At 38.3% G+C, this 12,121-nt stretch carries 13 protein-coding genes, 1 tRNA gene and 1 rRNA gene; all 15 read left to right on the forward strand.

Annotated features, from left to right (window positions below):
* The first annotated feature begins 35 nt into the window (after positions 1-35).
* The 15 genes from rrf (at position 36) to E8M05_RS01650 (ending at position 12,105) form a co-directional block, all read left to right on the forward strand.
* Positions 36-151, forward strand: a 5S ribosomal RNA gene (gene rrf, locus E8M05_RS01575).
* A 5-nt stretch (positions 152-156) separates the two neighbouring features.
* Positions 157-230, forward strand: a tRNA-Asn gene (locus E8M05_RS01580).
* 160 nt (positions 231-390) lie between these two features.
* Positions 391-879: a sigma-70 RNA polymerase sigma factor region 4 domain-containing protein gene (locus tag E8M05_RS01585; RefSeq protein WP_043910349.1), complete on the forward strand. Its 489-nt coding sequence runs from the start codon at positions 391-393 to the stop codon at positions 877-879.
* A 132-nt stretch (positions 880-1,011) separates the two neighbouring features.
* Positions 1,012-1,278 (forward strand): ACT domain-containing protein, encoded by a 267-nt coding sequence (locus tag E8M05_RS01590; RefSeq protein ID WP_003063199.1) that lies wholly within the window; start codon positions 1,012-1,014, stop codon positions 1,276-1,278.
* 11 nt (positions 1,279-1,289) lie between these two features.
* On the forward strand, positions 1,290-2,627 hold the full coding sequence (locus E8M05_RS01595) for a PFL family protein (RefSeq protein WP_003063201.1): 1,338 nt from the start codon (positions 1,290-1,292) through the stop codon (positions 2,625-2,627).
* 217 nt (positions 2,628-2,844) lie between these two features.
* Positions 2,845-3,549 carry a histidine phosphatase family protein gene (locus tag E8M05_RS01605; RefSeq protein ID WP_041973320.1) on the forward strand — a complete coding sequence of 235 codons (705 nt, stop codon included), beginning with the start codon at positions 2,845-2,847 and terminating at the stop codon, positions 3,547-3,549.
* Positions 3,533-4,306: a M15 family metallopeptidase gene (locus tag E8M05_RS01610; protein ID WP_003063208.1), complete on the forward strand. Its 774-nt coding sequence runs from the start codon at positions 3,533-3,535 to the stop codon at positions 4,304-4,306. The genes E8M05_RS01605 and E8M05_RS01610 overlap by 17 nt, the downstream gene beginning before the upstream one ends.
* Positions 4,303-4,884 carry a glycoside hydrolase family 73 protein gene (locus tag E8M05_RS01615; RefSeq protein WP_003063210.1) on the forward strand — a complete coding sequence of 194 codons (582 nt, stop codon included), beginning with the start codon at positions 4,303-4,305 and terminating at the stop codon, positions 4,882-4,884. Before E8M05_RS01610 ends, E8M05_RS01615 begins: the two co-directional genes overlap by 4 nt.
* Positions 4,885-5,018: 134 nt before the next feature.
* Positions 5,019-6,053, forward strand: a complete 1,035-nt coding sequence (gene hrcA, locus E8M05_RS01620; protein ID WP_013851453.1) for a heat-inducible transcriptional repressor HrcA — start codon at positions 5,019-5,021, stop codon at positions 6,051-6,053.
* Between the two features lie 42 nt (positions 6,054-6,095).
* Positions 6,096-6,635 (forward strand): nucleotide exchange factor GrpE, encoded by a 540-nt coding sequence (gene grpE, locus E8M05_RS01625; RefSeq protein WP_003063213.1) that lies wholly within the window; start codon positions 6,096-6,098, stop codon positions 6,633-6,635.
* An 81-nt stretch (positions 6,636-6,716) separates the two neighbouring features.
* The gene (gene dnaK, locus E8M05_RS01630) at positions 6,717-8,546 is read left to right on the forward strand and encodes a molecular chaperone DnaK (protein ID WP_003063215.1); all 1,830 of its coding nucleotides are present in this window, start codon (positions 6,717-6,719) and stop codon (positions 8,544-8,546) included.
* A 340-nt stretch (positions 8,547-8,886) separates the two neighbouring features.
* Positions 8,887-10,026 carry a molecular chaperone DnaJ gene (gene dnaJ, locus E8M05_RS01635; RefSeq protein WP_013851454.1) on the forward strand — a complete coding sequence of 380 codons (1,140 nt, stop codon included), beginning with the start codon at positions 8,887-8,889 and terminating at the stop codon, positions 10,024-10,026.
* Between the two features lie 118 nt (positions 10,027-10,144).
* Positions 10,145-10,894 (forward strand): tRNA pseudouridine(38-40) synthase TruA, encoded by a 750-nt coding sequence (truA, locus tag E8M05_RS01640; RefSeq protein ID WP_003063219.1) that lies wholly within the window; start codon positions 10,145-10,147, stop codon positions 10,892-10,894.
* A complete protein-coding gene (locus tag E8M05_RS01645; protein ID WP_003063221.1) occupies positions 10,884-11,651 on the forward strand; it encodes a bifunctional hydroxymethylpyrimidine kinase/phosphomethylpyrimidine kinase in 768 nt (255 codons plus the stop codon). Before truA ends, E8M05_RS01645 begins: the two co-directional genes overlap by 11 nt.
* Complete coding sequence (locus tag E8M05_RS01650; protein WP_003063224.1) at positions 11,638-12,105, forward strand: ECF transporter S component; 468 nt, start codon at positions 11,638-11,640, stop codon at positions 12,103-12,105. The genes E8M05_RS01645 and E8M05_RS01650 overlap by 14 nt, the downstream gene beginning before the upstream one ends.
* Positions 12,106-12,121: the final 16 nt, after the last annotated feature.

Below are 12,121 nucleotides of genomic sequence, written 5' to 3' on the forward strand. Positions count from 1 at the left end.
TAGGTATTCAATTTTGATTGGATAATCAATCAGAGTTAAGTGATGATAGCCTAGGAGATACACCTGTTCCCATGCCGAACACAGCAGTTAAGCCCTAGAACGCCTGAAGTAGTTGGGGGTTGCCCCCTGTTAGATATGGTAGTCGCTTAGCTTTTATCCGCCATAGCTCAGTTGGTAGTAGCGCATGACTGTTAATCATGATGTCGTAGGTTCGAGTCCTACTGGCGGAGTAAGAAAAACGGTAGTAACAGTTCTAGGCTGTTGCTTTTTTTATCTTACTTCATAGTTTTTTGACCATGACAAAAATGTCATGGTCTTTTTGTACTTTTCTTTTTATAATGGTGATACCTTTTAAGTAGGGAAATTAAGTTCTAAGGAGATTTGAAAATGATGGAAGCATTTGAAGCCTATTTTGAAAAAGTTAAACCGATTGTACTTAAGTTGCGTCGTCACTATTTTGTTAAACTGTGGGACTACGATGATTGGTTACAAGAGGGACGGGTGGTTCTTTTCCGCCTTTTACAAGAAAAGCCAGACGTGTTGCAGGATGAGTTGTCCCTTTATTCTTATTTTAAAACAAAGTTTTCCAACTATCTCAAGGATGTGATTCGTCATCAGGAAAGCCTGAAACGCAAGTTTAATCAGCTACCATATGAGGAAATTAGTGATGTGGGGCATTGTTTAGCACAAACAAGTTTTCTGGACCTGGCGGATTATGTGGCTTATCAGGAGCGGCTGCAAGCGGTTGAGCAGCGACTGGGAATAGAGGCACGAGAGAAATTGGCGAAGGTGATGCGTGGGGAACGCTTTGAGGGAAAAAAGGCTTTTCTAGCCCAGATTGAGCCCTTCTTTAACGAGTTTAGGGAAAATAGCAAATAGAATACCAAAATATGAATATTTTTTTAAAAATACAGAAAATAATTCGTTTTTTAATGAATTTGTATCTGAATTAAATGGAATTTTTCTGAAAATTATGGTAGAATTGAAAAAATACTATTTTGGAGGCTTCTCATGAAAGCAATTATTACTGTTGTTGGCAAGGATAAAACAGGTATTGTAGCTGGGGTTTCAGCAAAAATTGCTGAATTAGGTTTAAATATTGATGATATTTCTCAAACAGTTTTGGATGATTTCTTTACAATGATGGCTGTTGTTTCATCTGATGAAACGCAAGATTTTACTTATTTACGTTCAGAATTTGAAGCTTATGGTGAAACGTTGAATGTTAAAATTAATATTCAAAGCGAAGCTATTTTTGATGCTATGTACAATATTTAAGGAGGAAAGACGTGGATATTAAACAAGTTACTGAAACCATTGCGATGATTGAGGAACAAAATTTTGATGTTCGTACCATTACAATGGGAATTTCTCTTCTTGATTGTGTTGATCCAGATATTAATAAGGCTGCAGATAAGATTTATAAGAAAGTTGTCGAAAAAGCTGGTTCTTTGGTAGCTGTTGGCGATGAGATTGCGGCCGAATTGGGTATTCCAATTGTTAATAAACGTGTTTCTGTAACACCAATTTCTATTATTGGAGCAGCGACTGATGCGACCGACTACCTTCCTTTGGCTCATGCCTTGGATAAGGCTGCGAATGACATTGGAATTGACTTTATTGGTGGTTTTTCTGCTTTGGTTCAAAAGGGTTACCAAAAAGGAGATAAAGTCCTTATCAACTCTATTCCTCGTGCGCTTGCAGAAACTTCAAAAGTTTGTTCATCTGTTAATATTGGTTCGACAAAATCAGGGATTAATATGACAGCAGTTGCTGATATGGGGCGCATTATTAAGGAAACGGCTGAATTGTCTGATTTGGGTGCAGCAAAATTAGTCGTGTTTGCAAATGCGGTTGAAGATAATCCATTTATGGCGGGTGCTTTCCATGGTGTTGGTGAAGCTGATGTTGTCATCAATGTCGGGGTTTCTGGTCCTGGTGTTGTAAAACGCGCTCTTGAAAAAGTTCGCGGTGAGAGTTTTGACGTTGTTGCTGAAACGGTTAAGAAAACAGCCTTTAAGATTACACGTATTGGTCAATTGGTTGGTCAAATGGCGAGTGAACGTTTAGGTGTTAAATTTGGTATTGTTGACCTTTCTCTTGCGCCTACACCAGCGGTTGGGGATTCTGTAGCTCGTGTCCTTGAAGAAATGGGGCTTGAAACAGTTGGGACTCATGGAACAACTGCAGCGCTTGCTCTTTTAAATGACCAAGTTAAAAAAGGTGGTATCATGGCTTGTAACCAAGTTGGTGGTCTGTCTGGTGCTTTTATTCCTGTATCTGAAGATGAAGGTATGATTGCTGCTGTTCAAAATGGTTCACTTAACTTGGAAAAACTTGAAGCAATGACAGCTATTTGTTCTGTTGGTTTGGATATGATTGCTATTCCTGAAGATACTCCTTACGAAACAATCGCTGCTATGATTGCTGATGAAGCAGCTATTGGTGTAATTAATCAAAAAACAACAGCTGTTCGTATTATTCCAAAAGGTAAAGAAGGCGATATGATTGAATTTGGTGGTCTTCTTGGTACAGCGCCTGTAATGAGTGTTAATCATAATTCATCTGCTGATTTTATCAAACGTGGTGGTCAAATTCCTGCCCCCGTTCATAGCTTTAAAAACTAATTATTTTGTTCGATATTTACCTAGAATAAGCAAAGATTGCTATCCTAGGTATTTTTTGTCTAAATTAAAAAAAGATTTCAGGTTATCAAAGCTATGTGTTAACTGACGAAGCTTTTGAAAAATATGATATAATAAAAGAGCTGAAAAAGTAAAATTCATTATTTTTATTGTCGTACACCTCTATTTTTTATAGGAATCAAGTATGGGAGGAACTGTTATGGTTAAAACAAAATTGTATATTGCTCGTCATGGAAAAACGATGTTCAATACGATTGGTCGTGCTCAAGGCTGGAGTGATAGCCCTTTAACTGTTGATGGTGAGCGTGGAATTCAAGAGCTTGGTCTAGGTTTGAAAGATGCAGGAATTGTTTTTAAAGAGGCATTTTCGAGTGATAGTGGACGTACTTTACAGACAATGGAGATTATTTTACGTGAATGTCAACAGGAAAATATCCCATATACTCGTGACAAACGTATTCGCGAATGGTGTTTTGGTAGCCTAGATGGCGGATACGATGGTGAGCTCTTTAATGGTGTGTTGCCACGTGTATTTGATAAGGATATGACTAAGTTGACTTATCAAGAAATGGCGGCAGGTATTTATCAAGTCGATACAGCTGGTTGGGCTGAGACTTGGGAAGTTTTGAGTGGCCGTATTTTAGAGGGGTTTACTGCTATTGCTGAAAAAATCGAGGCTTTGGGTGGTGGAAATGCTATTGTTGTTAGCCATGGAATGACTATTGGAACGTTTTTGTGGCTAGTTGATCGTGCAACACCGAGAAGTTTGGGATTGGACAACGGTAGTATTTCCGTTGTTAGTTTTGAAAATGGAAAATTTACAATAGAGTCTATCGGCGATGTTAGTTATCGTTTGCGTGGTAGGCAAATATTAGAAGAAAGAAAAAATGAGAAAAAAGCGTAGTTTGCTAACTCTTATCTTAGGGTTGTTAGTTATTGTAATTTTTATAGTCGGTATTTTTGTTTTTGTCCAAGGTGACAAATTGTCATTGAGTGGAAATGCTCAAAAGTCATCAACGGATAGTTCAAGCTTGGTGAGCTCTGAGTCTTCAACGAGTTCAACAGCATCAGCGACGGATTTGCCAGATGTTTCATCGAGTGATTGGGAGCTTGTTTTAGTTAATCGTGATAATATTACAGCTGAGATGAATCCTGATTTAACGCAAATTGATAATATCTATGTGGATTCACGTATTACTGATAATGTTCGAAATTTTTTGGCAGCAGCGCAAGCTATTGATAGCAGTGAACATTTGATTTCTGGCTACCGAAGTGTGGCTTATCAAGAAGAATTATTTAATTCCTATGTGTCACAAGAAATGGCAACTAATCCAAGTTTAACGCAAGAAGCGGCGGAGGATTTGGTTAAGACGTATTCACAGCCTGCTGGTGCTAGTGAACATCAGACTGGACTTGCTATTGATATGAGTACGGTAAATTCTTTGAATGAGAGTGATGCAGATGTTGTTGCGCAAGTCGTAGCTATTGCTCCTGAATATGGTTTTGTTCTACGTTTTCCTGAAGGAAAGAGTGATTCAACGGGAGTCGATTACGAAGATTGGCATTTCCGCTATGTTGGCGTTGAATCTGCTAAATACATGACAGAAAACAACTTAACCTTAGAAGAATATGTGTCTTTGTTGAAGGAGAATAATCGATGAAATCTCGTTTTTCTCTGAAACAATTTTTGACTTTTGTTTTTATCTTTTTTGTTGGAATTCTTTTGCTTTGCTTGCATCATGCAACGCCAAATGCTACGAAGAAGCAGAGTGTTTCTTATACGCAAACAGAGTTTATTGAAGAAATTGCTCCGACGATTCAAAAAGTAGCAGCATCATATGGCGTACGTCCTTCGATTATCATTGCTCAAGCTGTTTTGGAATCAAATTATGGAACGAATTTACTGGCAGTAAAATATCATAATTTATTTGCGGTGCAGGCACAGGATGGTCAAATGTCCATAGAATTAACTTATAAGAGTTATTTTGTCAATGAGTGGCAGACTGAGACAGGTTGCTTTGCGGTTTATAAATCTTGGACAGCTGCTATTTATGACTATTTTGATTTATTACAATCTGGCACATTAAGCGATGGAGCGTATGATATTTTAGTATCTAATACGGGCTATAAAAAACCAGCACAATCGTTGCAAGATATAGGATTTAGCACAGACCCTGACTATGCTACGAAATTGATTGCTATTATTGAAAAAAACAACTTAACATCGTATGATAAATAAAAAATTAGCACTCTTATAAAAAGAGTGCTAATTTTTTGAGCTTTTCTCTTGACACTCGTTTTTAAAGGAGTATAATAAAATCATAAATTAGCAGTCGAAGTATATGAGTGCTAAATGTAGAAAGGAGCGAGGTTATGATTACTCAACGTCAAAGTGATATTTTGAATTTGATTATCGAATTATTTACGCAGACGCATGAACCTGTCGGCTCTAGGACTTTACAGGCAACCATTGACTCGAGTAGTGCAACGATTCGTAACGATATGGCGAAGCTAGAAAAGTTGGGATTACTTGAAAAGGCTCATACGTCAAGTGGACGAATGCCAAGTACTGCTGGTTTCAAATATTTTGTTGAGCATTCATTGAGTCTTGATAGTATCAATGAACGTGATATTTATCAGGTCGTCAAAGCTTTTGATTTTGAAGCTTTTAAGCTTGATGATATTCTACAAAAAGCAAGTCAGGTTTTGGCTGATATGACTGGTTACACGTCAGTGATTTTGGATGTTGAGCCAGCTCGTCAAAAACTTACAGCTTTCGACATTGTTCAACTATCGAGTCATGATGCTCTAGCTGTTTTAACCTTGGATGAATCCAAACCTGCGACAATTCAATTTGCCATTCCTAAAAATTTTATGTTGAAAGACTTGGTAACTTTGAAAGAAATCGTCGATGAACGTTTGCTTGGACGAACGGTGTTGGATATTCATTATAAGTTACGAACAGAGATTCCGCAGATTTTACAAAAATATTTTACGGTGACAGACAATGTATTAGGTTTGTTCGACTATATTTTCGCAGAATTGTTTAAAGAATTGGTTTTTGTGGCTGGTAAGGTTAATTCACTTGATTATGCTAATCTGGAAACATATCGTTTCTTAGATAATGACCAAAGGGTCGCATTTGCTCTTCGTTCCTCAATGAAAGAAGATGAGATTGCGACTGTTCAGGTTGCAGATAGTCAAGAAGTAGCACTAGCTAATGTGACTGTTTTGACACATAAGTTTCTGATTCCTTATCGTGGATTTGGGCTTCTTAGCTTGATTGGTCCGATTGATATGGATTATCGCAGAAGCGTTAGCTTGGTAAATGTTATCGGGCGTGTTTTGGCGATGAAACTTGGTGATTATTATCGTTACCTCAATAGTAATCATTACGAGGTCAACTAAGTTTAGTAATTAAATTGATAAAAAAGATAGGGGAGGGACACAGTGTCAGAAGAAACTAAAAACGAAGAACTTCAAGAAGAAGTTGAAGCCACTGATGTTGTGACTGAAGAAAAAGTAGAAGAGCAGCCTCAAGAAGATGCTCAAAATGAAGAATTGCAAAAAGCACTTGAGCGTGCGGAAGATTTTGAAAATAAATACCTTCGTGCTCATGCTGAAATGCAAAACATTCAACGTCGCGCTAATGAAGAACGTCAGCAATTGCAAAAATATCGTTCACAAGATTTAGCCAAAGCAATCTTACCAAGTTTGGATAATTTGGAAAGAGCACTTGCTGTTGAAGGATTGACAGATGATGTGAAAAAAGGTCTTGAAATGACACGTGATAGCTTGATTCGTGCGCTTAACGAAGAAGGTGTTGAAGAAGTGGTTGTTGAAAACTTTGACCACAACTTACATATGGCAGTTCAAACTCTTCCAGCTGATGAAGAACATCCTGCAGATAGCATTGCTCAAGTGCTTCAAAAGGGTTACAAACTTCACGAACGTCTATTGCGTCCAGCTATGGTTGTTGTTTACAGCTAATCGTTAGCAAAGACTTGACCGCAATGTCGTAAAACTATAACTGAAAGTAAAAAAGATAAATCATAAAAAGAGGGATAAAATATGTCTAAAATTATTGGTATTGACTTAGGTACAACAAACTCAGCCGTTGCAGTTCTTGAAGGAACTGAATCAAAAATTATTGCAAATCCAGAAGGTAACCGTACAACTCCTTCAGTTGTTTCATTCAAAAACGGTGAAATCATCGTTGGTGACGCTGCTAAACGTCAAGCAGTAACCAACCCAGATACAGTTATTTCTATCAAATCTAAAATGGGTACTTCTGAAAAAGTATCTGCAAATGGTAAAGAATACACTCCACAAGAAATCTCAGCAATGATTCTTCAATACCTTAAAGGTTATGCTGAAGATTACCTTGGTGAAAAAGTAACAAAAGCTGTTATCACAGTTCCTGCATACTTCAACGATGCTCAACGTCAAGCAACAAAAGATGCTGGTAAAATCGCTGGTCTTGAAGTAGAACGTATCGTTAACGAACCAACTGCAGCCGCTCTTGCATACGGTCTTGATAAAACTGATAAAGATGAAAAAATCTTAGTATTTGACCTTGGTGGTGGTACATTTGACGTTTCTATTCTTGAACTTGGTGACGGTGTCTTTGACGTACTTGCAACAGCAGGTGATAACAAACTTGGTGGTGACGACTTCGACCAAAAAATTATTGATTGGTTAGTTGCTGACTTCAAGAACGAAAATGGCGTAGACCTTAGCCAAGATAAAATGGCTCTTCAACGTTTGAAAGATGCTGCTGAAAAAGCTAAAAAAGACCTTTCAGGTGTGACTCAAACACAAATTTCACTTCCATTCATCACTGCTGGAGCTGCTGGACCTCTTCACTTGGAAACAAGCCTTACTCGTGCTAAATTTGATGATTTGACTCGTGACCTTGTTGAACGTACTAAAACTCCAGTTCGTCAAGCTTTGTCAGATGCTGGTCTTTCAATCTCTGAAATCGATGAAGTTATCCTTGTTGGTGGTTCAACACGTATTCCTGCCGTTGTCGAAGCTGTTAAAGCTGAAACTGGTAAAGAACCAAACAAATCTGTTAACCCTGACGAAGTAGTTGCTATGGGTGCTGCTATCCAAGGTGGTGTTATCACTGGTGATGTTAAAGATGTCGTTCTTCTTGACGTTACTCCATTGTCACTTGGTATTGAAACTATGGGTGGTGTATTTACAAAACTTATTGACCGTAACACAACTATCCCGACATCTAAATCACAAGTGTTCTCAACGGCTGCTGATAACCAACCAGCCGTAGATATCCACGTTCTTCAAGGTGAACGTCCAATGGCTGCTGATAACAAAACTCTTGGTCGTTTCCAATTGACTGATATTCCAGCTGCACCTCGTGGTATCCCTCAAATCGAAGTAACATTTGATATTGACAAAAACGGTATCGTGTCTGTTAAAGCTAAAGACCTTGGTACTCAAAAAGAACAACACATCGTTATTCAATCTAACTCTGGTTTGACTGATGAAGAAATTGAAAAAATGATGAAAGATGCAGAAGCTAACGCAGAAGCTGATGCTAAACGTAAAGAAGAAGTTGACCTTCGTAACGAAGTTGATCAAGCTATCTTTGCAACAGAAAAAACACTCAAAGAAACAGAAGGCAAAGGCTTTGATACAGAACGTGATGCTGCTCAATCTGCTCTTGATGAATTGAAAGCTGCTCAAGAAGCTAACAATCTTGAAGATATGAAATCTAAACTTGAAGCTCTTAACGAAAAAGCTCAAGCTCTTGCTGTGAAATTGTACGAACAAGCTGCAGCTGCACAACAAGCCCAAGCAGGTGCTGAAGGTACACAATCAACTGATTCATCAAACAATGGTGATGACGTTGTTGACGGTGAGTTTACTGAAAAATAATTCATCATGATTATCAAGAATATATTTGACTATTTACTTATTTTGGTAAGTTTAGTGTGATTTTTTCTTGGTAAATTATAAAATTCAGAGGTTGCGAAAATATCAACCTCTGTTTTTGGATAAATAGAGAAACCATAGAATTATTTTGAATAACCTTTTTAATGATAAAGAAAGGAAAGTGTTCAGAAATGAACACGGGCTGAAAAGGCGTAAAAGTTATTTTATATATTTGAATACGCCTACGACTCTATGAAAAAAGATAAACTTTACCTAGATGCAAGTATCGTCGGGAAAGTTTCCTATTTTTCTTTGAGTCGCTTAACGGCTTAATATCATAATTATGAACAATACAGAATTTTACGATCGTTTGGGTGTTTCTAAAGACGCTTCGCAAGATGAGATTAAAAAAGCTTATCGAAAAATGTCGAAGAAGTACCACCCAGATATTAACAAAGAACCTGGTGCTGAAGAAAAGTACAAAGAAGTTCAAGAGGCTTATGAAACACTAAGTGATGAGCAAAAACGTGCCGCCTATGACCAATATGGTGCTGCGGGATCTAATGGCGGATTCGGTGGCGGAGCTGGTGGATTTGGCGGTTTCGACGGTGCTGGCTTTGGTGGTTTTGAAGATATCTTCTCAAGCTTTTTCGGTGGTGGCGGGGGTATGCGCAATCCCAATGCACCACGTCAAGGTGATGATCTTCAATATCGTGTGAATTTGAGTTTTGAAGAGGCCGTTTTTGGTGTTAAAAAAGAAGTGGCTTATAACCGTGAATCAACTTGTTCAACATGTTCTGGTACAGGCGCTAAATCTGGAACTAGTCCCGTAACATGTAGTCGTTGTCATGGTTCAGGAGTTATTAATGTTGATACACAGACACCTCTTGGTATGATGCGTCGTCAAGTAACTTGTGATGTTTGCCATGGTACAGGTAAAGAAATTAAAGAACCTTGTCACACTTGTCATGGTACTGGTCATGAAAGGAAAACTCATAAAGTATCTGTTAAGATTCCAGCAGGTGTTGAAACTGGTCAACAAATTCGCTTGCAAGGTCAAGGTGAAGCAGGCTTTAACGGCGGGCCTTATGGTGACCTCTTCGTTATTATCAATGTTTTACCAAGTAAGCAATTTGAACGTAATGGCTCAACCATTTACTACAACATGAATATTAGCTTTGTTCAAGCAGCTCTTGGTGATACTGTCGAAGTGCCAACGGTGCATGGTGATGTTGAAATGACAATCCCAGCTGGAACACAAACTGGTAAGACATTCCGCCTCAAAGGTAAAGGTGCTCCGAAATTGCGTGGTGGAGGTCAAGGAGACCAACATGTAACCGTCAATATCGTAACACCAACTAAACTTAATGATGCTCAAGTCGAAGCGCTTAAAAACTTCGCAGCAGCAGGTGGTGATAAAGTTGTTAATCCTAAGAAAAAAGGATTCTTTAACAAAATGAAAGACGCCTTTGACGGTGAATAAACTCTCACAGAGATTGGAAACTAACATTTCCAATCTCTTTTTTATGTAAAATTCTGTATGGGGACAGTTTGTTCTAAATTTTCTGGAAAGTCTTTTGTTAAGATGATAAAATACACTCATGGTAAGATATAAAGCAACGATTTCCTATGACGGTAGGCTTTTTGCTGGCTTTCAACGACAGCCGAGTGAGCGTTCTGTTCAGGAAGAATTAGAAAAAACATTACAGAAATTAAATAGTGGTAATCCAGTTAAAGTGCATGGTGCTGGTCGTACAGATTCAGGGGTGCATGCTTATGGACAGGTCGTACATTTTGATTTGCCACAGGCGCGTGATGTGGAAAAATTACGATTTGGTTTGGATACGCAGTCTCCAGAAGATATAGATGTGGTGAAAGTCGAGCAAGTCAGTGATGAGTTTCATGCCCGTTACAATAAGCACAGCAAGACTTATGAGTTTTTAGTAGATGCTGGGCGACCAAAAAATCCAATGATGCGACATTATGCGACGCATTATCCTTATCCCCTAGATTTGACAAGTATGCAAGAAGCCATTAAGGATTTGGTAGGGACACATGATTTTACAGGTTTCACGGCTTCTGGGACTTCTGTTGAAAATAAAGTTCGCACGATTACGCGAGCAACAGTTGCTATTGATGACAAAACAGGTTTCTTTGTGTTTACATTCAGTGGCAATGGCTTTCTTTACAAGCAAGTACGCAATATGGTTGGAACCTTGTTGAAAATCGGTAATGGTCGTATGCCAGTTAGTCAGATTAAGACGGTTTTAGAGTCGAAAAATCGTGATTTAGCAGGCCCTACGGCAGCGGGGAATGGTCTTTATTTAAAGGAGATTAATTATGACGAATAAGTACATTTTAGCCATTTCAGGAAATGATATTTTTAGTGGCGGTGGTCTTTATGCTGATTTGGCGACCTATACAACCAATCACTTGCATGGTTTTCTAGCGGTAACTTGCTTAACGGCATTGACAGAAAATGGATTTGATGTCTTTGCGACAGATGAAACAGTTTTTTCTCACCAATTAAATAGTCTCAAAGATGTTCCTTTTTCAGGGATAAAACTTGGTTTGTTGCCAAACGTGAAAGTTGCTGATTTAGCACTTGAATTCGTTGAATCGCACGTTGGAATTCCAATTGTTCTTGACCCAGTTTTGGTTTGTAAAGAAAAACATGATGTTGAAGTTTCAGCGCTTCGTGATGAACTCTTGAAATTTTTTCCATATGTGACCATTATCACGCCGAATTTGGTAGAAGCTGAGCTGTTGACCCAAACCTCAATCAAAACTTTGGATGATATGAAAGCTGCGGCGAAAAAATTGCACCAGTTAGGAGCGAAAAACGTGGTTGTTAAAGGTGGTAACCGATTAAGTAAGGAAAAAGCGATTGACGTTTTTTACGACGGTGAAAACGTGACTGTTTTTGAGACGCCTGTCCTTGAAAATAATAATATCGGTGCTGGTTGTACATTTGCTTCAAGCATTGCAAGCCAATTAGTACTTGGAAAGTCTGCCAAAGCTGCTGTTGAACAATCTAAAGAGTTCGTTTATCAAGCGATTCGTCATTCAGACCAATATGGAGTGAAACAAAATTATGAAGAAAACTAATACGCGTGACTTAACCTTAATGGCTGTTTTGACAGCTTTGAGTGTTGTTTTGGCTTACATTCATGTTCCAACCCCAACAGGTTATTTGACCTTGTTAGATGTTGGAATTTATTTTACTGCTTATTATTTAGGTTCAAAATCTGGAGCAATTGTCGGTGGCTTATCTGGCTTTCTTATTGACCTTTTGCTGGGCTATCCACAATATATGTTTCATAGTCTGATTGCACATGGGGCACAAGGATTTTTTGCAGGTTGGAATGGGAAAAAACGTATTCTCGGTCTTGTACTAGCTAGTGTTTCAATGATTGGCTGGTATTTTGTAGCCGCCTTGCTGTTGGGGTATGGCTTGGGTGCTGCTTGGGCAGGTATTTTAGGAAATGTTTTACAAAATTTCTTTGGAATGTTTGTTGGTTACCTTGTCTATCTTGCTTATCTGCGTTTTGAAAAACATTAGTGTATAATGAAGTAAA

Source organism: Streptococcus pasteurianus, from assembly GCF_004843545.1.
GTDB lineage: Bacteria > Bacillota > Bacilli > Lactobacillales > Streptococcaceae > Streptococcus > Streptococcus pasteurianus.